General features: G+C 67.7%; 20 protein-coding genes. 13 read left to right on the top strand and 7 right to left on the bottom strand.

Annotated elements, in window-relative coordinates; genetic code table 11:
• Nucleotides 1-41: 41 nt before the first annotated feature.
• Nucleotides 42-1,826 carry a polyprenol phosphomannose-dependent alpha 1,6 mannosyltransferase MptB gene (gene mptB / locus ACWDTD_RS07150; RefSeq protein ID WP_449746389.1) on the bottom strand — a complete coding sequence of 595 codons (1,785 nt, stop codon included), beginning with the start codon at nucleotides 1,824-1,826 and terminating at the stop codon, nucleotides 42-44.
• Nucleotides 1,827-1,967: 141 nt separating this feature from the next.
• Between mptB and ACWDTD_RS07145 the strand changes: the two genes are divergently transcribed.
• From ACWDTD_RS07145 to ACWDTD_RS07115, 7 genes are all read left to right on the top strand, one after another.
• Entirely contained in the window at nucleotides 1,968-2,678 is a 711-nt protein-coding gene (locus ACWDTD_RS07145) for a helix-turn-helix transcriptional regulator (protein ID WP_449746388.1), read from the top strand.
• On the top strand, nucleotides 2,675-4,138 hold the full coding sequence (sufB, locus tag ACWDTD_RS07140; RefSeq protein ID WP_449746387.1) for a Fe-S cluster assembly protein SufB: 1,464 nt from the start codon (nucleotides 2,675-2,677) through the stop codon (nucleotides 4,136-4,138). Before ACWDTD_RS07145 ends, sufB begins: the two co-directional genes overlap by 4 nt.
• On the top strand, nucleotides 4,138-5,364 hold the full coding sequence (gene sufD, locus ACWDTD_RS07135; protein ID WP_449746386.1) for a Fe-S cluster assembly protein SufD: 1,227 nt from the start codon (nucleotides 4,138-4,140) through the stop codon (nucleotides 5,362-5,364). The genes sufB and sufD overlap by 1 nt, the downstream gene beginning before the upstream one ends.
• 94 nt (nucleotides 5,365-5,458) lie before the next feature.
• The gene (gene sufC, locus ACWDTD_RS07130) at nucleotides 5,459-6,232 is read left to right on the top strand and encodes a Fe-S cluster assembly ATPase SufC (RefSeq protein WP_449746385.1); all 774 of its coding nucleotides are present in this window, start codon (nucleotides 5,459-5,461) and stop codon (nucleotides 6,230-6,232) included.
• Between the two features lie 2 nt (nucleotides 6,233-6,234).
• Nucleotides 6,235-7,509: a cysteine desulfurase gene (locus ACWDTD_RS07125; RefSeq protein ID WP_449746384.1), complete on the top strand. Its 1,275-nt coding sequence runs from the start codon at nucleotides 6,235-6,237 to the stop codon at nucleotides 7,507-7,509.
• 4 nt (nucleotides 7,510-7,513) lie between these two features.
• The gene (sufU, locus tag ACWDTD_RS07120; RefSeq protein ID WP_449746383.1) at nucleotides 7,514-8,014 is read left to right on the top strand and encodes a Fe-S cluster assembly sulfur transfer protein SufU; all 501 of its coding nucleotides are present in this window, start codon (nucleotides 7,514-7,516) and stop codon (nucleotides 8,012-8,014) included.
• Nucleotides 8,011-8,382, top strand: a complete 372-nt coding sequence (locus ACWDTD_RS07115) for a metal-sulfur cluster assembly factor (RefSeq protein ID WP_449746382.1) — start codon at nucleotides 8,011-8,013, stop codon at nucleotides 8,380-8,382. Before sufU ends, ACWDTD_RS07115 begins: the two co-directional genes overlap by 4 nt.
• A gap of 27 nt (nucleotides 8,383-8,409) precedes the next feature.
• On the opposite strand, the gene ACWDTD_RS07110 is transcribed toward ACWDTD_RS07115, so the two are convergent.
• Nucleotides 8,410-9,297, bottom strand: a complete 888-nt coding sequence (locus ACWDTD_RS07110; protein ID WP_449746381.1) for an NmrA/HSCARG family protein — start codon at nucleotides 9,295-9,297, stop codon at nucleotides 8,410-8,412.
• 92 nt (nucleotides 9,298-9,389) lie between these two features.
• Here ACWDTD_RS07110 and ACWDTD_RS07105 point away from each other — a divergent pair, with 92 nt between their 5' ends.
• The 4 genes from ACWDTD_RS07105 to ACWDTD_RS07090 all read left to right on the top strand — a co-directional run bounded on the left by ACWDTD_RS07105 (nucleotide 9,390) and on the right by ACWDTD_RS07090 (nucleotide 14,136).
• On the top strand, nucleotides 9,390-9,734 hold the full coding sequence (locus ACWDTD_RS07105; RefSeq protein ID WP_449746380.1) for a winged helix-turn-helix transcriptional regulator: 345 nt from the start codon (nucleotides 9,390-9,392) through the stop codon (nucleotides 9,732-9,734).
• Nucleotides 9,731-10,168, top strand: coding sequence for a DnaJ family domain-containing protein (locus tag ACWDTD_RS07100; RefSeq protein WP_449746379.1), 438 nt, complete (start codon nucleotides 9,731-9,733; stop codon nucleotides 10,166-10,168). The genes ACWDTD_RS07105 and ACWDTD_RS07100 overlap by 4 nt, the downstream gene beginning before the upstream one ends.
• A gap of 69 nt (nucleotides 10,169-10,237) precedes the next feature.
• On the top strand, nucleotides 10,238-11,569 hold the full coding sequence (locus tag ACWDTD_RS07095) for a 3' terminal RNA ribose 2'-O-methyltransferase Hen1 (RefSeq protein ID WP_449746511.1): 1,332 nt from the start codon (nucleotides 10,238-10,240) through the stop codon (nucleotides 11,567-11,569).
• The gene (locus ACWDTD_RS07090) at nucleotides 11,566-14,136 is read left to right on the top strand and encodes a polynucleotide kinase-phosphatase (RefSeq protein WP_449746378.1); all 2,571 of its coding nucleotides are present in this window, start codon (nucleotides 11,566-11,568) and stop codon (nucleotides 14,134-14,136) included. Before ACWDTD_RS07095 ends, ACWDTD_RS07090 begins: the two co-directional genes overlap by 4 nt.
• Before the next feature lie 10 nt (nucleotides 14,137-14,146).
• Here ACWDTD_RS07090 and ACWDTD_RS07085 read toward each other — a convergent pair whose 3' ends face one another.
• The gene (locus tag ACWDTD_RS07085; protein ID WP_449746377.1) at nucleotides 14,147-15,295 is read right to left on the bottom strand and encodes a lycopene cyclase family protein; all 1,149 of its coding nucleotides are present in this window, start codon (nucleotides 15,293-15,295) and stop codon (nucleotides 14,147-14,149) included.
• The gene (locus ACWDTD_RS07080) at nucleotides 15,292-16,095 is read right to left on the bottom strand and encodes an SDR family oxidoreductase (protein WP_449746376.1); all 804 of its coding nucleotides are present in this window, start codon (nucleotides 16,093-16,095) and stop codon (nucleotides 15,292-15,294) included. Before ACWDTD_RS07080 ends, ACWDTD_RS07085 begins: the two co-directional genes overlap by 4 nt.
• A gap of 50 nt (nucleotides 16,096-16,145) precedes the next feature.
• On the opposite strand from ACWDTD_RS07080, the gene ACWDTD_RS07075 reads away from it, so the two are divergent.
• Together ACWDTD_RS07075 and ACWDTD_RS07070 are read left to right on the top strand one after the other, a co-directional pair.
• Entirely contained in the window at nucleotides 16,146-17,774 is a 1,629-nt protein-coding gene (locus ACWDTD_RS07075; RefSeq protein ID WP_449746375.1) for an ABC-F family ATP-binding cassette domain-containing protein, read from the top strand.
• Between the two features lie 32 nt (nucleotides 17,775-17,806).
• A complete protein-coding gene (locus ACWDTD_RS07070; RefSeq protein ID WP_449746374.1) occupies nucleotides 17,807-19,033 on the top strand; it encodes a PucR family transcriptional regulator in 1,227 nt (408 codons plus the stop codon).
• Here ACWDTD_RS07070 and ACWDTD_RS07065 read toward each other — a convergent pair.
• From ACWDTD_RS07065 to ACWDTD_RS07055, 3 genes are read right to left on the bottom strand one after another with little or no spacing between them, the layout of a single operon-like run.
• The gene (locus tag ACWDTD_RS07065; RefSeq protein ID WP_449746373.1) at nucleotides 19,012-20,208 is read right to left on the bottom strand and encodes an NAD(P)/FAD-dependent oxidoreductase; all 1,197 of its coding nucleotides are present in this window, start codon (nucleotides 20,206-20,208) and stop codon (nucleotides 19,012-19,014) included. The genes ACWDTD_RS07070 and ACWDTD_RS07065 overlap by 22 nt on opposite strands.
• Nucleotides 20,205-20,402 (bottom strand): ferredoxin, encoded by a 198-nt coding sequence (locus tag ACWDTD_RS07060; RefSeq protein ID WP_449746372.1) that lies wholly within the window; start codon nucleotides 20,400-20,402, stop codon nucleotides 20,205-20,207. Before ACWDTD_RS07060 ends, ACWDTD_RS07065 begins: the two co-directional genes overlap by 4 nt.
• The gene (locus ACWDTD_RS07055) at nucleotides 20,399-21,817 is read right to left on the bottom strand and encodes a fatty acid desaturase (protein WP_449746371.1); all 1,419 of its coding nucleotides are present in this window, start codon (nucleotides 21,815-21,817) and stop codon (nucleotides 20,399-20,401) included. Before ACWDTD_RS07055 ends, ACWDTD_RS07060 begins: the two co-directional genes overlap by 4 nt.
• Nucleotides 21,818-21,849 lie beyond the last annotated feature (32 nt).

Genomic DNA, 21,849 nt, shown 5'->3' with positions numbered 1-21,849 from the left:
GTGGTCCGGGAGAGAAAACGATCGCGGGTACATGACGTGCATCACTCGCTGCCCGGTTCGGGATGTCCGGCGCGTTGTCGACGTCCCGGGAACGGTAGGTCCTCGAAGAACAGTGCGGTGAGAACGGCCACCATGATCACGCCGGCCAGCAGCCCCTGGGCCAGTACCACGCCGCTGGTGTTGGAACTCGTGGGCATCACGACGATCGAGATGATCGCCGATATCGCGATGGTGGACAGCCGGAACCACGGGCCGGTGGCCCACGCGGCCAGCGGGATCACCGCCCACAGCAGGTACCAGGCCTGCACGAACGGGAAGAACAGCACCACCGTGGCCATCGAGACGCCCAGCGCGCCGAGCGGATGCAGCCGTCCGGCCAGGGTGGCCAGCATCCATCGCACGATGATCAGCGCGGCGATGAGCTGACCGAGCGGTCGCGCGACGTCGAGAACGGCCTGCGTCTGATCGCCGAGCCCCAGCCACACCCCCACCCGGCCGGTCACCACGGAGAGCAGCGTGGGCATCGACATCCACGACCGCACCACCTCGCCGGTGGAGAGCGTCTTGGTCCACCCGAAGCCGAGTCCGGTCGCCGTGGCGATCGACACGGTCACCACGACGAGGATCGCGCCGAGCAGCCCGGCCGACGCGGCGAGCGCACGGATTGTCTGACGCGAGCGGGACCACCACGTCCGCGGCGGAGCGTTGCGCAGCGCCGGCAGCGTGGCTCCCCACCGCCGGGCGAGCGCGATCCCGACGAATCCGAGTGCCAGCATGGAGGTGACCTTGACCATCGAGGAGGTGGCCAGAATCGCAGCACCGGCGACGAGGAACCATCCGCTGCGGCTCGGCCACAGCGTGCCGGGTATCCGGAGACGTTCGAAGCCGTAGATCGCGCGGAAGCAGAATTCGAGACCCACCAGCATCAGGCCGAGCATGAGCGCCTCGTTGTGGATACCGCCGACCAGATGCAGGATCAGCAGCGGATTCATCGCGCCCAGCCACAGGGCCGCAACACCTGACACGCCGCACCGCCGCGCCAGCCGCGGCAGGGCCCACACGATCAAGGCGATACCGATGAGCGCCACGATGCGGTGCAAGAAGATCGCGGCAGTGATGTTGTCGCCGGTCAACGCCGTGATGCCCTTGCCGATCCACAGGAAGAACGGACCGTAGGGCGCGGGAGTGTCGCGCCAGAGGTTCGGTACCGAGCGGGTCAGCACGTCGTCCACACCGAGCCCCCGCAGCGGGCTCACCACATACGGGTCCATCCCGCGATGGGCGATGGCGCTCTGCGCCAGATACGAATAGATGTCCTTGCTCAGCAGCGGCGGGGCGATCACGATCGGGGCGATCCACAAGAGCAGCGTGCCGTCGGCCTGGCGGCGCGTCATCCGTCGTTCCGGGCTGCGCCGTTGGAGCACCTCGACGCCGAACCTGCCCACCGCGAACCGGCCGATCATCAGCCACGCGACCACCAGCATCAGCGTCCCGCCGATCGACAGCGTGAGCGCAGTGCTCCACATCCGTGACGGCAGCGACAGCAGGCGCATTCCGGCGACGGGGTTCTGCAGCACAGGGATCTGTCCCGTGCCGAGCGAACCGATCAGCAGTAGCACCGATCCGGTCGCCCCGAACAGCCGGATTCGCTTGAGCCGCCGGTTCTCGGCCGCATTGAGTGGGCCCACCTCACGTTCGTCGTCGTGCAGCAGCGCCACCGACTTGCCGTAGTCGCCGGTCGCGTCGCTGCCGGCGTCGCGACGATCGGGCGATTTGCGCAGTCCGACGTAGTCCAGCGCACGCTGGACGACTGTTGGTTCTGGCACACGACGACTCTAACCGCCGTTGTCACACCCTCTCGCGACCGCTCGGCGTGCGCGGCTCGCGCCACCGTGATCAGTGGCACCCTTAGGCAACCCTTGCTGGCAGCGGGGAAGTAATTACGTCACACTGGCGTTGTGAAAACCATGCGGAACGAAGACGTGTTGTCCCCGGACGCCGTCCACCACGATGGGCAGACACGTGCTGCTGTGGTGTCCGTGCTGGTGGAAGACGGTCCGCTCACCGCGGGTGAGATCGCCGATCGCCTCGGCATCAGCCCGGCGGGTGTGCGCCGTCACCTCGATGCGTTGCTCGAGGCCGGTGACGTGGAGGTCGCGTCACCCGGCTTCGGCGCCGCCGACCGGGGTCGCGGACGTCCGGCCAAGTGGTTTCAGCTCACCGCGACCGGGCGCGGCAAACTCCGCCACGCCTACGACGACCTCGCGGGCGCCGCGATGCGCAAGCTCCGCGACATCGCCGGTGAGGACGCCATCGACGAGTTCGCCCGGGACCGCATCGACGGCATCGTCAAGGGGGTGCGCCCCGTCGCCGAATCCGGGTCGGTGGCGACCACGGTCGGCGAGATCGCCGACGCGTTGACCAGTGCCGGTTACGCCGCGAACACCCGGCAGGTCGGCTCGGGCGTGCAGATCTGCCAGCACCACTGCCCGGTCGCACACGTGGCGGCCGAGTTCCCCCAACTGTGCGAGGCCGAGACGGCCGCGTTCACCCAGCTGCTGGGCACCCACGTCCAGCGGCTGGCGACGATCGCCAACGGCGATTGCGCCTGCACCACCCACGTTCCCACCGTTCCGGCTGCCCATCCGGAGAAGACGACTCGAAAGGTCTCGCGATGACTGTCACCGACCCCGCGGTCACCAACGGTGCACCGACCACCACGCCCGGCCCGCTGACCCAAGAAGAGACAATCGCCTCCCTGGGGCATTACGGGTACGGCTGGGCCGATTCCGACATCGCCGGTGCCAGCGCACAGCGCGGGCTCTCCACGGCGGTGGTCGCCGACATCTCCGCCAAGAAGAGCGAGCCCGAGTGGATGCTGGAGAACCGGCTCAAGGCGCTGCGCATCTTCGACCGCAAGCCGATGCCGCACTGGGGTGCCGACCTGTCGGGCATCGACTTCGACAACATCAAGTACTTCGTGCGTTCCACCGAGAAGCAGGCCACCACCTGGGATGAGCTGCCCGAGGACATCAAGAACACCTACGACAAGCTCGGCATCCCCGAGGCCGAGAAGCAGCGTCTGGTGGCCGGCGTCGCCGCCCAGTACGAGTCTGAGGTGGTCTACCACCAGATCCGTGAGGATCTCGAAGCCCAGGGCGTGATCTTCCTCGACACCGACACCGGCCTCAAGGAGCATCCCGAGCTGTTTCAGCAGTACTTCGGTTCGGTGATCCCCGCCGGCGACAACAAGTTCTCCGCGCTCAACACCGCGGTGTGGTCGGGCGGATCGTTCATCTATGTCCCGCCGGGTGTGCACGTCGACATCCCGCTGCAGGCCTACTTCCGCATCAACACCGAGAACATGGGCCAGTTCGAGCGCACCCTCATCATCGTCGACGAGGGCGCCTACGTGCACTACGTCGAGGGTTGCACCGCACCGATCTACAAGACCGATTCGCTGCACTCGGCGGTGGTGGAGATCATCGTCAAGAAGGGCGGCAGGTGCCGCTACACCACCATCCAGAACTGGTCGAACAACGTCTACAACCTGGTCACCAAGCGCGCCAAGGCCGAGGCGGGCGCCACCATGGAGTGGATCGACGGCAACATCGGTTCCAAGGTCACCATGAAGTATCCGGCGGTGTGGCTGACCGGTGAGCACGCCAAGGGCGAGGTGCTCTCGGTCGCGTTCGCCGGCGAGGGACAGCATCAGGACACCGGTTCCAAGATGGTGCATCTCGCGCCCAACACGTCGAGCAACATCGTGTCCAAGTCGGTAGCCCGCGGTGGTGGCCGCGCCTCCTACCGCGGCCTCATCAAGGTCAACAACGGCGCACACGGCAGCCGGTCGACGGTGAAATGCGATGCGCTGCTGGTCGACACGATCTCGCGCAGCGACACCTACCCGTACGTCGACATCCGCGAGGACGACGTGACCATGGGTCACGAGGCGACGGTGTCCAAGGTTTCCGACGACCAGCTCTTCTACCTGATGAGCCGTGGACTCACCGAAGACGAGGCGATGGCGATGGTGGTCCGCGGGTTCGTGGAACCAATCGCCAAGGAACTGCCGATGGAGTACGCCCTCGAACTCAACCGGCTCATCGAACTGCAGATGGAAGGATCGGTCGGCTGATGTCGGACCCCACACTGCCTGTGCGCGGCGACGCCGCCCCCGTCGCCGGCGGCGATATCGCCCAGGTCAACAAGGGTGAACTGTTCAGCTCGTTCGACGTCGACGCGTTCGAGATCCCGAGCCCGCGTGAAGAGGCGTGGCGCTTCACCCCGTTCCGCCGGTTGCGCGGGCTGCACGACGGCACCGCATCGGCCACCGCAGCCGCCACCGTCACGGTCGACGGCGTCACCGACGGGGTCCGGGTGGACACCGTGGGCCGCGACGATGCGCGTCTCGGCGAGGCGGGAGTGCCCTTCGACCGGGTGGCCGCGCAGGCCTACACCTCGTTCGAGCAGGCCACCGTGGTGACCGTGGCGCGCGAGGTGGAACTCGCCGAACCGGTCACCATCACGGTGACCGGCCCGGGCGTCGACCAGGTGGCCTACGGGCACCTGCAGATCCGGCTCGAACCGTTCGCCCGGGCCGTGGTGGTGCTCGATCAGAAGGGCAGCGGAACCTACGCCGAGAACGTGGAATTCGTTGTCGGCGACCAGGCCTCGCTGACCGTGGTCAACGTGCACGACTGGGCCGACGACGCCGTCCACGTGGCAGCGCATCATGTCGGCGTCGGCCGCGACGCCGTGGTGCGGCACTTCGCGATCAGCCTCGGCGGCGATCTGGTGCGGATCTCGCCCCGCGTGCAGTATCGGGCTCCGGGTGGCGACGTCGAACTCTGGGGACTGTATTTCGCCGACGCCGGGCAGCACCTCGAACAGCGCCTGCTCGTCGATCACAGTCAGCCGCATTGCCGCTCCAACGTGGTCTACAAGGGCGCGCTGCAGGGAGATACCCGGTCGAGCGAAGCGAGGGGAAGTCGGCCCGACCGCGCCCGCGAGGCCCACACCGTGTGGATCGGCGACGTGCTGATCCGCCCGGAGGCCGAGGGCACCGACACCTTCGAACTCAACCGCAACCTGGTGCTCACCGACGGCGCCCGCGCCGACTCGGTGCCCAACCTGGAGATCGAGACCGGCGAGATCGTCGGTGCCGGACATGCCAGCGCCACCGGCCGCTTCGATGACGAGCATCTCTTCTATCTGCAGTCGCGCGGCATCCCCGAGGACACGGCGCGCCGCCTGGTGATCCGTGGCTTCTTCGGCGAGGTGATCGCGAAGATCTCGGTTCCCGAACTGCGCGAACGCCTTTCCGCCGCCGTCGAGCACGAGCTCGAGATCTCCGGCGCCTGACCCCATCCGCTGATCGAGACCCCATCCGCTGATCGAGACCCCATCCGCTGATCGAGCTTGTCGAGATCACCCCCAGCCCCGAAGGACCCACGCCATGAGCACCCTCGAAATCCGCGACCTGCACGTCGACGTCGCGCAGTCCGACACCGACGCCGAGCCCATCCACATCCTCAAAGGTGTTGACCTCACCGTGAAGTCGGGGGAGACCCACGCCCTGATGGGGCCCAACGGCTCCGGCAAATCGACTCTCTCGTACGCCATCGCCGGCCACCCCAAGTACCAGGTCACCAGCGGCTCGATCACCCTCGACGGGGAAGACGTCCTGGAGATGAGCGTCGACGAGCGGGCGCGTGCGGGCCTGTTCCTGGCGATGCAATATCCGGTGGAGGTGCCGGGTGTCTCGATGTCGAACTTCTTGCGCACCGCGGCGACGGCCGTGCGTGGGGAGGCACCCAAACTGCGCCACTGGGTCAAGGAGACCAAGGAGGCGATGACCGCGTTGGACATCGACCCGTCGTTCTCCGAGCGAAGCGTCAACGAAGGCTTCTCCGGCGGCGAGAAGAAGCGGCACGAGATCCTGCAGCTCGCCCTGCTCAAGCCGAAGTTCGCGATCCTCGACGAGACCGACTCGGGCCTCGACGTGGACGCGCTGCGCGTGGTGAGCGAGGGCGTGAACCACTACAAGGCGCAGGAGAACGGCGGGATTCTGCTGATCACCCACTACACCCGCATCCTCCGCTACATCAAGCCCGACTTCGTGCACGTCTTCGTCAACGGCCGCGTCGTCGAGTCCGGCGGGCCCGAACTGGCCGACGAACTCGAGGAGAACGGTTACGTGCGCTTCACGTCGGCGGCCGCGGCGAGCTGAGCATGTCCACCGAGACTCTCGCACCGACACTCGACGTCGAGCGGATTCGCGCCGACTTCCCGATCCTGTCGCGCACCGTCCGCGACGGAAAGCCGTTGGTGTACCTGGACTCCGGAGCGACGTCGCAGCGCCCGGTGCAGGTGCTCGACGCCGAACGTGAGTTCCTGGTGACCCACAACGCGGCGGTGCACCGCGGTGCGCATCAGTTGGCCGAGGAGGCGACCGACGCCTACGAGGGTGCACGCGAAGCCATCGCGCGGTTCGTCGGCGCGCGTGCGAGCGAGATCGTGTTCACCAAGAACGCCACCGAGTCGCTCAACCTCGTCACCTACACGCTCGGTGACGACCGCAGCGCGGCGCTGTTCGGCGGGCGACCGCTCGGCGCAGGTGACACCGTGGTGATCACCGAGCTCGAGCACCACGCCAATCTGGTTCCGTGGCAGGAGCTCTGCCGGCGCACCGGGGCCACCCTGCGCTGGTACGGGGTGACCGACGACGGCCGAATCGATCTGGATTCGCTCGAACTCGACGAGACCGTCAAGGTGGTCGCCTTCACCCATCAGTCCAACGTGACCGGCGCAGTGGCCGACGTGGACGAACTGGTTCGCCGCGCACGCACCGTGGGTGCACTGGTCGTGCTCGACGCCTGCCAGTCGGTACCCCACATGCCGGTCGATTTCCCCGCACTCGGCGTCGACTTCGCCGCCTTCTCCGGACACAAGATGTTCGGTCCCTCGGGTGTCGGCGTCCTCTACGGACGCAGCGATCTGCTCGATGCGTTGCCGCCGTTCATCACCGGCGGATCGATGATCGAGACCGTCACCATGGAGGTCTCCACCTACGCGCCGCCGCCGCAACGTTTCGAGGCCGGCGTGCCGATGACCTCGCAGGTCGTGGGGCTCGGCGCAGCCGTCGACTACCTGACCGACATCGGTATGGACGCCGTTGCGGCACACGAGCACCAGCTGGTGGAGCACACGCTGCAACGACTGGCAGACATCGAGGGGCTGCGGATCATCGGTCCGGTCTCTCCCGAGAACCGTGGGGGTGCAGTGTCGTTCGTGGTGGACGGCATCCATGCCCACGACCTCGGTCAGATCCTCGACGACGAGGGTGTGGCGATCCGGGTGGGCCACCATTGCGCGTGGCCGTTGCACCGCCGCTTCGGCATCGCCGCCACCGCACGTGCCTCGTTCGCTGCGTACAACACGACGGCCGAGGTCGACGCGCTCGCGGACGCGATCGTGAAGGCGCAGAACTTCTTCGGGACGCGGTGACGCGATGCGCATGGAACAGATGTACCAGGACGTGATCCTGGACCACTACAAACACCCGCACGGGCGGGGGCTGCGCGAACCGTTCGGCGCCGAGGTGCATCACGTCAATCCCACCTGCGGTGACGAGGTGACGATGCGGGTGGCGCTGTCGGATGACGGCAACACCGTCACCGACATCTCCTACGACGGGCAGGGCTGCTCGATCTCGCAGGCGTCGACGTCGATACTCCACGACCAGCTCGACGGGGCCGGTGTGGACGACGCGCTGGCCGTCGTCGCCTCGTTCACCGCGATGATCACCTCCCGTGGGGCCGACGAAGGCGACGAGGAACTGATCGGCGACGGCATCGCGTTGGCGGGTGTGAGCAAGTATCCGGCGCGGGTGAAGTGCGCCCTGCTGGGATGGCTGGCTTTCAAGGACGCGTTGGCCCGATCGGTGGAGGCCAGCGAGAACGAACGAGGCGAGAGCGCACGAGCCGAGAACACACGAGCGGAGACAGCATGACCGACGAGACAACCGAAACCACCGTGACCACCCAGACCACCGTGACCACCTCCCTGCCCAGCCTCGACGACGTCGAAGAGGCGATGCGGGACGTCGTCGACCCGGAACTCGGCATCAACGTGGTCGATCTGGGCCTGGTCTACGGAATCGAGGTCGACGACGACGCCGTCGCCAAGATCGACATGACGCTCACCTCGGCCGCCTGCCCACTGACCGACGTGATCGAAGACCAGTCACGTGCCGCCCTGGTGGGCAGCGGACTGTGCACCGAGATCGAGATCAACTGGGTGTGGCTGCCGCCGTGGGGTCCCGACAAGATCACCGACGACGGCCGGGAACAGCTACGGGCGCTCGGGTTCACCGTCTGATCATCCGTCGGGCGTGACAGGTGCCACTCATTCCGAGTCGTTCACATCCAGCCACGGGCTGAAATCGAGCAGGAACGGGAACTGTCGACGTAGCGACGTCAGGTCAACGGTGGACAGTCGCCCTTCGTCGACGGCCTTTTCCAGGCGTGCGACGAGTACGTCACCCGCGGGTTCGATGCGTCGGTAGGTGATGGGGCGGCCGAGAAATGCGCTCACACACGCCGCGGTTTCGTCTCCGGTCAGTTCGTCACCCGCGATGTCCAGCGTGTGGCCCCGGTACCGGTCGGGTGCACCGAAAATCTCGGCGACAACCAAGCCGATGTCGCGGACAGCAATGAACTGCATCTTCTGGTCGGCAGCCATGAGGAAGTCGATGTGGTCGTCGGTCCCTGTGCGCGCAGGCACGGGGATCATCTCCATGAAAGTTGCCGGCCTGATCACGGTGCTGGCCAGATCCATTGTTGCGATGTGGTTTTCGATTCGACGTTTGGATTCGAAATGCCCGATCCCGGAGTCATCGTCACCGAGGGCCATTGCCGAGCTGTACACGAGGTGCTCGACGTCGGCGGCGTGCGCGAGGTCGGCGACGAGAATGCCCGCGGCGACCTCGTCGTCATCGGACATCGACGAACCCGGCACGCCGGAACTCGGCTGAACGCTGAACACACCGTGAGCACCGGTGAGCGCCGCACCGATCGATGCGGCATCGGCGAAGTCGCCCGATACCGTCTCGATTCCGCCAGATCTCAGCGCGCGGGCGGCGGGTGCAGACTCGTCGCGGACCACCGCCCTTACCCGCCACCCCGCGGCCCGGAGGGTGCGGGCCACCGATCCGCCCTGCTGACCGGTGGCCCCGAAAACCGTGATGACCTCGCGGCTGTGTCTACGGTGAAGATCCGTGTCCCCTGCGTTCATTCTCGTCACCTGTCTGGAGTGGTGGTGGTCCGATGTCGACGGTAGTGTTGCGATTCCTACCGATTGGTAGGACAGAGCGAAGGACGTATCGGATGTCGCCCGCAGAGCCTGCCGCCGCCGACTGCTTCGTGCGACTCGGTGTCGAATTGATTGCGCACCGATGGGACGCTGTCGTGCTGACTGCACTGAGGTCGGGACCTGCGCGCCGCGTTGAACTCATCTCGTCGATCGGTGGCATCAGCGACAAATCTCTGCATCAGTCGCTGGTGCGACTCCGCGACCGACGACTCGTCGGGCGCAACGTCGACACTGCGGACTATGAGTTGACCGAGTTGGGTGCCTCGCTGGCGACCGGCCCGCTGCTCGACCTGGCGCGATGGGCGGAACAGCACCGAGTGGCCATCCGGCCCGAAGGCGGTGACACGGCATCGACATGAACCCCGACGGCCGCTTCCGGCGCGTGCGCCGGTGGCGACCCGCGCGCGAAGAGAACCGGGTGGAGAAGATGATCCGGGAGGCCACCGAGCGCGGCGAGTTCGACAACCTGCCGGGAATGGGCAAGCCGCTCAACCTGTCCGGACTCGACGACCCCGACTGGTGGGCCAAGCAGAAGATCCGCGACGAGGACCTCGACTCGACCGCACTGCTCCCACCCACCTTGCAGTTGCGCAAGGAGCGCGACACCTTCCCCGAGTCGCTCGCCCGCATTGCCGACGAGGCCGCAGTACGCACCATCCTCGAGGACTTCAACCGGCGTGTGAAAGAGGATCGACTGCGCCCCACGATGGGTCCGGCGTCGCACATCGTGGCGCGGACCGTCGATGTCGACGAGATGATGCTGCGGTGGCGCGAATTGCGGGGCGGGCACTGAACACTTCGCCCGGAAACCCCGGTGAGGTCCCGAAATCCACTTGCCGTCACGGCTACGTTGGACCCTGTGATGCTGACACTCGCGGTTCACGGCGACGCCGACACCCCGGCAACGGATTTGGGATTCCTACTGCGCAAACATCCACAGCGCGTACAACAGTTCCCCACCTCGCAGGGCACCGCAACCGTCCTCTTCCCGGTGGCCGACGACCGGATGTGCCGCCTGCTCTTCCATGTCGATGGCGCACAGGCCCGACTCGACCGTGACGACAACCGTCACGTGAACACGGTCGCGTACGCCGCGTCGTCGCGGCTGTGTGTCGCCCTCGGCAAGGTGTTCGGCGACGCCCTGGCCGGGCGCTGTAGCGAACGGCCGGAACTGGTCAACCACGAGTGGCCGGTGGAGGTTGTGGTGCCGTCGGTGCCGTTGTCGGCGTCGGTCGAGCCGGCAGACCTGTTCGAGCCGCTCGGATGGCACATCGAGTGCGAGTCGCAACCGTTGACGCCGGCACAATGGGGTGACTCCGAGTTCGTCACCCTGCGGCTCACCGGCCGTCATTCCGTGGTCGACACCCTTCGTCACCTCGCGGTGCTGCTTCCCGTGATGGCCGGCGGAAAGCACTACTTCGTCGATGAGGCGGAGGTCGACAAGCTCGAAAACTTTGCCGCCCGATGGTTGCCCAACCACCCGAAACGAGACGTGATCGTCGGCGGCTACACCAAACACGTTCGTGCCCTGGGTGATCTCGCGCGCGAACGCCTCGGCATCAAGGATGAAGGCACCGACGAGGAGGGACGGGGCGCGCTGCGCCCGTCGCTGGCCAGTGCCCGCCGTGACGCTGTGGCCGGGCTGCTGCGCGAGAGCGGCGCACGCACCGTGCTCGACGTCGGCTGCGGCGAGGGCAGGCTGCTCGCCGACCTGGCCGGCGAGACCGGCTACACCCGACTGGCCGGCACCGACGTGTCGGCCGGCGCGCTCGACGCGGCAGAAGCCCGCATCTCTCGGTGGCGGCACGTGGAGGTGTGGCAATCGTCGCTGGCCTACGCCGATGACCGGTGTCGCGGCTTCGACGCCGTCGTGCTGATGGAGGTCATCGAGCACATCGACCTCGACCGCCTGCCCGGTGCAGTGGCCGCAGTCTTCGCCGAGATGGCGCCGCCGACGGTCGTCGTCACCACACCCAACCGTGACTACAACCGGCACTACGGGCTGGATGATCAGCGCCTCCGTCACGCCGATCACCGATTCGAGTTCACCCGCGCCGAGTTCACCGAGTGGTGCGATCGCGTGTGCTCCGATCACCGATACATCGCCGAACTCGGCGGCATCGGGCCGACTCACCCGGACGACGGACCGTCGACCCAGTATGCGCTGTTCACACGAGAGGAGGTCACCTCATGAGCGTGATCGAGATACCGGAACTGTGCCTGGTGGTCCTCGTCGGTGTGACCGGGTCGGGAAAGACCACCTTCGCCCACCGGCACTTCGCCGACACTGAGATCTTGTCGTCGGATGCGTTGCGCGGCATGGTGGCCGATGATCCGACAGACCAGTCGGCCACGGTGGACGCCTTCGCCATCCTCGCCGACATCGCGGGCCGTCGACTGACACGCGGACTGCTGACCGTGGTGGATGCCACGTCGTTGCGTCCCGAGGATCGGGCGACGCTACTGGCGATCGCGAAAGACCACGACGTGTTCTCGGTGGCCGTGGTGCTCGACGTACCGGCGGACGAGTTGCGGCGACGTGCACACGACCGCACCGACATCGACACCTCAGTGGTGGAGAGACAACACCGCTTGCTGCGGAAGCACTCGGCATCGTTGCGCAAGGAGGGTTTTCGCTTCGTCTACGTCCTCGAAGGGGTCGACGCAATCGACGCCACCGAGGTGACACGCACCCGCCTGTTCAACGACCGGCGAGACGAACACGGTCCGTTCGACATCATCGGCGACGTGCACGGCTGCGCCGGCGAGTTGCACGACCTGCTGCTCGCGCTCGGCTGGACACTGCGGGTCTCACCCGCCGGTGACGTGCTCGGCGTGCACGACCACCCCGACGGCAGACGCGTCGTGTTCGTCGGCGACCTCGTCGACCGCGGACCGGACACGCCGGCGGTGCTGGCGCTGGTCATGTCGATGGTGGCCGCCGGGCAGGCGCTGTGCGTGCGCGGCAATCACGAGGAGAAACTGCTGAAGGTACTGCGCCGGCGTGCCGGAACCGGACGTGCCGGTGGCGCTGTCACGCTCACCAACGGCCTCGCGGAGTCCCTCACTCAACTCGACGACACGTCGGATGCCTTCCGCGCCGACGTCGTCACCTTTCTCGACGGACTCGTGTCGCACTACGTGTTCGACGACGGACACCTCGTGGTCTCCCATGCGGGACTGGCGCAGCGCTATCACGGCCGGACCTCGGGCCGGGTGCGCAATCTGGCGATGTACGGGGAGACGACGGGGGAGAAGGACCGCTGGGGTCACCCGATCCGCGTCGACTGGGCCCGCGACTACCGCGGCGAGGCGTGTGTGGTCTACGGACACACGCCGACGCCGGCGGTCACGTGGGTGAACAACACCCTGTGCGTGGACACCGGATGCGTCTTCGGTGGCGCACTGACCGCCCTGCGGTATCCGGAAATGACCACCGTGTCGGTGCCTGCGCGCACCACCCACTGGGCATCCGAAGAGGCGATGGGATACGGCGACACCCCCGCCGATGCATTGCTGCGCAGTCGGCTGCGTCTCGACGACGTGACCGGAAAACGCACCGTGCGAACAGGATACGGACCGCCGATCACCATCCGCGCCGAGAACGCGGCCGCCGCACTGGAGGTGATGTCGCGATTCGCCCTCGACCCGCGCTGGCTGCGGTATCTGCCGCCGACCATGAGTCCGGCGTCATCGGACAGCGACGACCTGTTGGAGAGCCCGTGTGCGGCGTTCGGCCACTACGCCGAGGCCGGGATCGGTGAGGTGATGTGCGAGGAGAAGCACATGGGATCGCGCGCGGTGGTGGTGATCGCGCGCGACCAGGAGCAGGCCCGCGCCGGATTCGACGTCGACGGTGCGGTGGGTGCCATCTACACCCGCACCGGCCGCTCGTTCTTCGACCCGGCGACCACGGCCATCGTGCTCGACCGTGCGCGCGCCGCCGCAAAGCCGGTGATGGATCGCCTCGGTTGCGGCTGGCTCATCCTCGATGCCGAGTTGTTGCCGTGGAACATCAAGGGGGAGGCTCTGATCCGCGACGAGTTCGCCGCCGTTTCCGCGGCGGCGAACCCGGAACTCGACGTCCTCGACGTCGAGCTGGGCATAGCGGCATCCCGCGGATTGGACGTGACGGCCTTGCGCGCCGGCACGTCGGGTCGCCGCGCCGACATCGATGCGTTCACCGCGTCGTACATGCGGTATGTCGAACCGGCGGCGACCCCATCGGATGTGCGGCTCGCGGTGTTCGAGGTGATCGCTGCGGGCGGCGCGGACTCGCCCGCCGCGACATTCGAGAATCGTTCCCACGCCTGGCATCTGGAGATGTCCGACGCACTGGTGGCGGCCGATCCGACGCTGTTCGCCTCCACCCGGCGCCTCCTCGTCGACACCGGCTCGGAGCAGTCGTGCGCGCGGGGCCACCAGTGGTGGACCACCCTCACCGCCGACGGTGCCGAGGGCATGGTGGTCAAGCCCGCAGCCAATCTGACCCGCGACCGCCGGGGTCGGATGGTGTTGCCGGGCCTCAAGGTGCGCGGCGCCGAGTATCTGCGGATCATCTACGGCCCGGGGTACCGGCACGACCTGGCGCGGTTGCGATCGCGCGATCTGCGACACAAGCGGTCGATGGCGATGCGCGAGTACCAGCTGGGCCGCGAGGCCGTGGCCCGCCACGCCGCCGGTGCGCCGCTATGGAAGGTGCACGAGTTCGTGTTCGCCGTTCTCGCACTAGAATCCGAGCCCGTCGATGTGCGGCTGTGACCGGACATCTTCACCTGTCGGTGAAGATGTCACCCGCCCATGCCGGGCGGGCCATGGCACCGCGGACGATCTGCATGCGTGATCGCATGCCGACCTTCGCGATGACGCGCGACATCGCCTCCATGGTGCCGGTGAGATCGTCTCGATCACTGAGGTAACTGCGTTGCGCGGCAACGGGCATCTCGAAGAACACGTCGAAGAACTCGAGTGTCTGCGCCGTGGTCAACCGCAGCAGCGCCGACAGTCCACGGATGCGCAGATTGTGCACGGCCCGTGCGTTCGACGGCCACAGCGCGTCGGCCGGGTCGTGACCGTCGGCGACCGCGGCGGCCACGGTGTCGGCGCAGCGCAGGGCCGCGGCGACGCTGTAGCCGGTCGTCGGGTGCTTGAGGCCACCCGCGGCACCGTAGGTGAAGACCGGGTCGCGCCAGGGTTGGGCGGATGCCCCGATCAGCGGGAACGACACCGTCTCGCTGCGGGTGGCGCTCCATTTCCGGTCACCGAGGCGATGTTGCAGGCGCCGCTCGAGTTCGGCGGGCGCCAGCGGGGGATGCCCGGCCAGGCAGGTCTCCTCCAGCAGGGTGGCGCCGCCGCCGAGTGGCACCGCGTAGAGGAACGACGGCAGATCGTCCGGCGACGCCCCGAGATCCTGCGGCAGCGACCACTGCATCAGCAGCGCCGGTGCGCCGTCGAGGAGGCGGTCGGCGCTCGCGGAGTCCACCACGATGCCGAACGCCGTCTGCGCGGGGGCGTCGTGGGGCAGTGCGCCGCGGCAGTCGATCACCTGGTCGGCGCGCACCACCGTGCCGTCCTCGCATTCCACCCGATCGGGGTGCACCGCGCGTGCGCGGGTCGCGATCAGGTGGGCGCCGGGTAGGTCGAGGGCGGCGCGCAGCGCGGTGTTGTCGAGCACGCTGTAGCCGCGGGCGACGTGATGGTCGGTGCGGCCGCGCACTCGCACCGATTCGGTTCGGGCCGCGATCGCATTGTCGCCCAACCACTCCGGCAGTTCGTCGGTCCACGCCGCGAAGGTCGCGTGCCACTGCCGGTCGGGATGCGGGTCGATCAGGGTCACATCGACGCCGTGGTGCTCGAGTCGGTGGGCCAGGGCACGCCCGGCCGGCCCGGCGCCGACCACCGCCGCGCTGTGACCGGTCACATCGAGCCGGTGGCGAGCAGTCCGCCGTCCACGCGCAGCGTTTCGCCGGTGATCCACGACGCCTGATCGGACACCAGGAACGCCGCGGCGCGGGCGATGTCCTCGGGCTCGCCGAGGCGACCGAGCGGGTAGCCGCGCACTGCCTTGGCCTCGTTGTCGCCGGCGATGAGGGCGTCGGAGAACTTGGTGCGCACGATCGCGGGGGCGAGCGCGTTGACGCGGATTCCCGCCGGCCCCAGTTCCCACGCCAGTTCGGCGGTGAGACGGATCAGCGCGGCCTTGGAGGCGCCGTAGGCGCCGATCACGCCGGTGGATCGCAGGCCCGCCACCGAGGCGATGTTGAGCACCGCACCGCCGGTCGTGGCCATGCCGGCACGGTGGGCCTGCTGCACGAAGCCGAGCGCGGCCACCACGTTGCTGTCGAAGATCTTTCGGACGGCGTCGAGGTCGGCGTCGACGAGCGGACCGAAGGTCGGGTTGATGCCGGTGTTGTTCACCAGGATGTGAATGCCGCCACCCTGGTTCACCGCGGCGGCCACCGCGTCGGCGCGATGGGCGGGATCACTGGTGTTGCCCGGGCATGCCGACACGGTGGCGCCGGCGACATCCGCGCCGATCTGCTCGACCGCCGCGTCGAGGGCCTCGGGTTTGCGGCCGGTGATCACCACGGCGGCGCCGCGGCGGGCGAGTTCGGTGGCGATGGCCAGGCCGATGCCCCGGCTGGCGCCGGTCACCAGGGCCGAGCGTCCGGTGAGGTCGGCGACGGGAATCGGGTGCGGTGTCGATGTGGATTCGGTCACCCCGCCACGGTATCGGTCGGCGTGGCGCGGGCACAGTAGACTGGTCCGTCGTGATCACCGCGACCGACCTGGAAGTCCGAGCGGGCGCCCGGACCCTGCTGTCGGCGCCCGGATCGGCGCTGCGTATCCAGCCCGGCGACCGTATCGGTCTCGTCGGCCGCAACGGGGCCGGCAAGACCACCACCCTGCGCATTCTGGCCGGCGAAACAGAACCGTACGCGGGCACCGTTGCCCGTACCGGCGAACTCGGCTACCTCCCGCAGGACCCCAAGGAGGGCGACCTCGGCGTACTGGGACGCGATCGGGTGCTGTCGGCGCGCGGCCTCGACGAGATCATGCGCGAGATGGAAAAGCAGCAGGCGTTGATGGCCGAAGCGGTCGACGACAAGGTGCGCGACCGGGCCGTCGGCCGTTACGGACGGCTCGAGGAGCGGTTCTCCGCGCTCGGCGGCTACGTCGCCGAATCCGAGGCAGCACGCATCTGTCACAGTCTCGGGCTGCCCGACCGCGTGCTGGGGCAAGCGTTACGCACCCTGTCGGGAGGTCAGCGCCGTCGCATCGAACTGGCCCGCATCCTGTTCGCCGCCTCCGACGGCTCCGGCAAGTCCGACACCACATTGCTGCTCGACGAACCGACCAACCACCTCGATGCCGACTCGATCACCTGGCTGCGCTCGTTCCTGCAGAACCACGAGGGTGGCCTGGTGGTGATCAGCCACGACGTCGACCTGCTCGCCGACGTTGTGAACAAGGTGTGGTTCCTCGACGCGGTGCGCGGCGAGGCGGACATCTACAACATGGGATGGAAGCGGTATCTCGACGCGCGCGCCACCGACGAACAACGTCGCCGCCGTGAACGGGCGAACGCCGAGAAGAAGGCGTCGGCGTTGCGTGCACAGGCGGCCAAGCTCGGCGCCAAGGCCACCAAGGCCACCGCTGCGCAGCAGATGCTCAAGCGCGCCGACCGCATGCTCGACGCGCTCGAGGAGGAGCGGGTGGCCGACCGCACCGCCCGCATCAAGTTCCCCGATCCCGCGGCATGCGGCAAGACGCCGCTGATGGCATCCGGATTGAGCAAATCGTATGGCTCACTGGAGATCTTCACCGGGGTCGACCTGGCGATCGACAAGGGCAGCCGCGTGGTGGTGCTCGGACTCAACGGAGCAGGCAAGACCACGCTGCTCAAACTGCTCGCCGGGGTCGAGGAGCCCGACGTAGGGCAGCTCGAACCCGGGTACGGACTCAAGATCGGCTATTTCGCGCAGGAACACGACACCCTCGACGACATGGCCTCGGTGTGGGAGAACATCCGTCACGCCGCACCCGACGCCGGTGAGCAGGAACTGCGTGGACTGCTCGGTGCGTTCATGTTCAACGGCGCACAGCTCGATCAACCGGCGGGCACCCTGTCGGGCGGCGAGAAGACGCGGCTCACCCTGGCCGGGCTGGTGTCCTCGGCGGCCAACGTGCTGCTGCTCGACGAGCCCACCAACAACCTCGACCCCATTTCGCGCGAGCAGGTACTCGACGCGCTGCGCAGCTACACCGGTGCGGTGGTGCTCGTCACCCACGACCCCGGCGCCGCGGCGGCACTCGACCCGCAGCGGGTGATCCTGTTGCCCGACGGCACCGAGGACCACTGGAACGAGGAGTATCAGGAGCTCATCGAGCTGGCGTGACGGAGCTCACGACCTGCTGTTAGCGTGAGCCGATGGCGACGAGCGAGGCCGCCGCGACGGCGCAGTGGCTGGCGGGTTTCGTCGCGGCCCAACGCGAACCCGATGAGGTGACGCAGTGGGCCGAGCGGACAATGCGCCACATTCTCGACGAAGTGTCCGGGGTGCCCGACGAACTGCACGGACGCGTCGGGGACGCGATCGTCGATCACTGGCGGGCATTCCTGGACAACCTGGACCGACCCGAGGACGCGGTGACCCTCGTCGACTCCGCGCGGGAACTGGCCGCCGACTGTGCCCGTCTGCACGTTCCACTCCCGGTGCTGCTGCACGTCTACCAGGCTGCGCAGACCGCATCGTGGCGCTTCGCGGTGGACGTGGTGGGGCAGGCACCGGGCACGGTGGACCATGAGGCGGCGATCATCACGTTGTGGACCAAGGCCAATGGGTGGTTCGCCACCTCGGTCGAGCAGTCGGTGCAGATCTACACCGAAGAGGCCAACCGGGTGCGGCAGCGAGGTGACGCACGCCGCCACGAGGCCGTCGCGAAGCTTCTCGACGGTACTGATCTGTCGCCGTCGGAGCTGTCGGCAAGCCTCGACGGTCATCCGATCACCGGGGTCCGCCATTGCGCGGTCATCGCCTTCGCACTGACCACGGAGTCCATCGAGGACCTCGACCACGCGATCGGCGCGGTGACACGTGCGCAGCGCGCACCCTCGGTGGTGGTGCGGCCCGGCGGCCGGGAGCTGTGGGCCTGGATTGCGTTGCGCGACTCCGGATCACGCGATGTCGGCGCCATCGACGCCACAGCGGTCGACACATCGGCCATCGACCCGGACGCGGTGCGCCTGGCGATCGGCAGCGGCGGCGACGGGGTCACGGGATTCGTTGCGGCACATCGTGATGCGCGTACCGCTGCCCGGGTGGCGCTGGCGCCCCGTCGACGTGAGGTGATCACCGTCTACGACGATGTCACCGCGGTCACCCTGCTCGCCGCCGATCATGCTGCCGCGCGACGGTTCGTGCGGTCGACCCTGCGCGGCCTGGTCGACGACCAGCACGAGAAACTTCGCGAGACCGCCCGCGTGGTCCTGACCGCCACCGGGGGAGCCGACGCCGTGGCCGACGCACTCGGTGTCCACCGCAACACCGTGCGGTACCGCGTGACGCAGATCGAGCGGCTGATCGGCCGGCCACTACCGCAGCGCGCCGGCGACATCCTGCTCGCGCTGGATTATCACGACACCTTCGGCGCCTGACGTCGCTCCTTGTTGGCGGCGAGCAGGTGACGGCGCACCTTGGCGATGTCGGCGGGACGATCGATGCCGACCGCACCCACCACCACGTCGCCGGACAGGTATTCGATCAGTCCGTCGCCGACCTCCACCTCGTCGGTCATCTCGCCGGCACCGCCGGTCTCGCCGACCACCTGAATGCGATGACCGTGCCAGGTGGACCAGGCGAACGCAACACCCACCACCGTCTTGCGGTCTCCGGCCGCGTTCGCGCCGGCCACAAATCCCTGTTCGGCCGCGGCGGTCCAATGCTGACCCGGTTGCCCGTCGACAACGGCGACGTCACCGGCGGCCCACACATTCGGTACGGAGCCTGCCATGTGGTCGTCGCAGATCACCCCACCCGATGTCGGATCGAGGGCGACGCCGCTGTCGGTGAGCCACCCGGTGGCCGGTGCCACGCCCACGCCCACGATCACTGCGTCGGCGTGGAGTCGGCGGCCCGTGTCGAGGTGCAGGGCGACGCCCCTGTCGGGGGATGGCTTCGCGCCGAACGAATCCGCCGCCAACCGGACACCTGTACCGAGTTCGAGCTTCACCCCGGCCGCCACGTGCAAGTCCATCAGGCGCGCAGCCGCGAGCGGCCCCACCGCCCGCGCGAGAGGAGGCGATGCGGCATCCACGACGGTCACCTCGACATCGTGTGCGCGCGCCGCCGAAGCGATCTCCGATCCGATGAACCCGGCGCCGACCACCAGGAGGTGCTGCGCGCGCCGCAGCGCGGCCCGGAGGGCGCAGGCGTCGTCGTATCCGTGCAGGGTGTGCACGCCGGGAACGTCCCGAAGCGACGGGATGGTCTTCGGGCGGCTGCCGGTCGCGATCACCAGGCGGTTGTAGCCGATCTCGCCGCCGTCGGTGGCCACCACCCGGCGGACCGGGTCGAGTCCGATCGCGGCCGTGCCCGCTCTCACCTTCGCGCCCAACGCATCCCATGACTCGTCGGACCGCAGCGCGGGGAACGTCCCGTCGTCGCCGGCGGCGAGGAACTCCTTGGACAGCGGCGGACGGTCGTAGGGCCGGTGGCGTTCCTCACCGATCAGTTCGATGGTTCCCGACCACCCGGCCGAGCGTGCCCCCTCGGCGGCGCGCACCGCCGCCAGACCGGTCCCGACGATGACCATACGGTCGGCGGCACTCACGACGTCGCCAATCGCAGTGCGGAGACCGGGCAGGAGTCGACGGCAGCGCGCACATGTGCGCTGTCGGCCTCGGCCACCTCGTCGGCCCGGACGTGCACCAGCCCGTCCTCGCCGATCTCGAAGTAGTCGTCGGCCTGCGCCTCGCACATTCCGATGCCTTCACAGACGGTCCGGTCAGCGTGAATGCGGCTCACAGCGCTGCCTCCTTGACCGCGACGAAGTCGACCTTTTCGCGCACACCGCAATCCGGGCAGCACCAGTCGTCGGGGATCTCGTTCCAGGCCGTGCCGGCCGCGAATCCCTCCGCCTCGTCGCCGGCGGCGACCTGGTAGGTGTAACCACAGCCGGGGCAGCGCGCGGCGAGCACCTCCTCGGTATGGGTCTGCCTCGTCACGTCCTCGCCCAGCGCGTCGTCGAGATCGACACCGGGAGGCGGGAACCTGCGGAGCAGGCGCTCCTCCCTACCCGGCTGCAGGTTGGCCAGCCGAATGTCCCCGTCGACGTGGGCCACCACCCGCTTGTCCATCACCCGGTACCACAGGGGCGGAACCAGTGCGATGAGGATCATCCCGGCGTAACCGGTCGGCAGTACCGGCGACTCCTTGTAATCGCGCAACGTCTGGTAGCGGCGGGTGGGATTGGCGTGATGATCGCTGTGCCGCTGCAGGTGATAGAGCAGGATGTTGGTGGCGATGTTGTTGGCGTTCCACGAATGTGCCGGCAGTACGCGCTCGAACCGTGGCCGCTGCGCCGATCCCACCTGCCGGCGCAGCATTCCGTAATGCTCCATGTAGTTGATGATCTCGAGCAGCGAGAAGCCGATCACGGCTTGCAGCACCAGGTAGGGCACAATCCCGACGCCGAGCCAGATGGTCAGGCCGATCCACAGCACCAGGCTCATCAGCCAGGCGTTGAGCACGTCGTTGCCGATGTGGAACGGGTGGGTGTCCTTGCGGGCGTACCGCTTCTTCTCCACACCCCAGGCAGAACGCAGCGAACCGGTGACGGTGCGCGGCCAGAACCGGTAGAACGATTCACCCATCCGCGATGACGCCGGGTCTTCGGGGGTGGCCACCCGAACGTGATGTCCGCGGTTGTGCTCGATGTAGAAGTGTCCGTAAAACGTCTGTGCCAGAGCGATTTTGGACAGCCACCGCTCATGGCTGGGCTTCTTGTGGCCGAGTTCGTGCGCGGTGTTGATGGCAACTCCACCGATCATGCCGAGGGTGGTCGCGAGTCCGATCTTGTCGATGACGGGCCAACCGCCGGTCGCGATCAGGTACATGCCGAAGACGAAGCCGGCGTACTGCAGCGGCAGGTAGGCGAATGTGACGTACCGGTAGTACTTGTCGTTCTCGAGTGCCTCGATCACCTCGTCGGGCGGATTCGACTGGTCGGTACCGGTGATCAGGTCGACGATCGGTACCACCAGGAAGATGATGAAGGCCCCGATCCAGAGGAACACCCCCCAGCCGGTCAGCAGGTAGGCGCCGATCCCCATGAATGCGAAGGACGGCACCACCAGGCCCATCAACCACAGATATCGCTTCTTGTCACGCCACGTTGCGGTCGACAGGTCGTCGACCGAACCGCTCGCATCGAGTGTCATCGTTGTCTCTCCCGTTCACGATATGGACCGAT

The sequence above is a fragment of the Gordonia sp. NPDC003425 genome (assembly GCF_053588635.1).
This window is presented reverse-complemented; position numbering and strand designations above follow the sequence as displayed.

Excerpts from the sequence above, each read along its gene's own strand:
- ACWDTD_RS07145 (WP_449746388.1), top strand. The coding sequence starts at position 1,968 with ATGCGGAACGAAGACGTGTTGTCCCCGGACGCCGTCCACCACGATGGG.
- sufB (WP_449746387.1), top strand. The coding sequence starts at position 2,675 with ATGACTGTCACCGACCCCGCGGTCACCAACGGTGCACCGACCACCACG.
- sufD (WP_449746386.1), top strand. The coding sequence starts at position 4,138 with ATGTCGGACCCCACACTGCCTGTGCGCGGCGACGCCGCCCCCGTCGCC.
- sufC (WP_449746385.1), top strand. The coding sequence starts at position 5,459 with ATGAGCACCCTCGAAATCCGCGACCTGCACGTCGACGTCGCGCAGTCC.
- ACWDTD_RS07125 (WP_449746384.1), top strand. The coding sequence starts at position 6,235 with ATGTCCACCGAGACTCTCGCACCGACACTCGACGTCGAGCGGATTCGC.
- sufU (WP_449746383.1), top strand. The coding sequence starts at position 7,514 with ATGCGCATGGAACAGATGTACCAGGACGTGATCCTGGACCACTACAAA.
- ACWDTD_RS07115 (WP_449746382.1), top strand. The coding sequence starts at position 8,011 with ATGACCGACGAGACAACCGAAACCACCGTGACCACCCAGACCACCGTG.
- ACWDTD_RS07110 (WP_449746381.1), bottom strand. The coding sequence starts at position 9,297 with ATGAACGCAGGGGACACGGATCTTCACCGTAGACACAGCCGCGAGGTC.
- ACWDTD_RS07105 (WP_449746380.1), top strand. The coding sequence starts at position 9,390 with ATGTCGCCCGCAGAGCCTGCCGCCGCCGACTGCTTCGTGCGACTCGGT.
- ACWDTD_RS07100 (WP_449746379.1), top strand. The coding sequence starts at position 9,731 with ATGAACCCCGACGGCCGCTTCCGGCGCGTGCGCCGGTGGCGACCCGCG.
- ACWDTD_RS07095 (WP_449746511.1), top strand. The coding sequence starts at position 10,238 with ATGCTGACACTCGCGGTTCACGGCGACGCCGACACCCCGGCAACGGAT.
- ACWDTD_RS07090 (WP_449746378.1), top strand. The coding sequence starts at position 11,566 with ATGAGCGTGATCGAGATACCGGAACTGTGCCTGGTGGTCCTCGTCGGT.
- ACWDTD_RS07070 (WP_449746374.1), top strand. The coding sequence starts at position 17,807 with ATGGCGACGAGCGAGGCCGCCGCGACGGCGCAGTGGCTGGCGGGTTTC.
- ACWDTD_RS07055 (WP_449746371.1), bottom strand. The coding sequence starts at position 21,817 with ATGACACTCGATGCGAGCGGTTCGGTCGACGACCTGTCGACCGCAACG.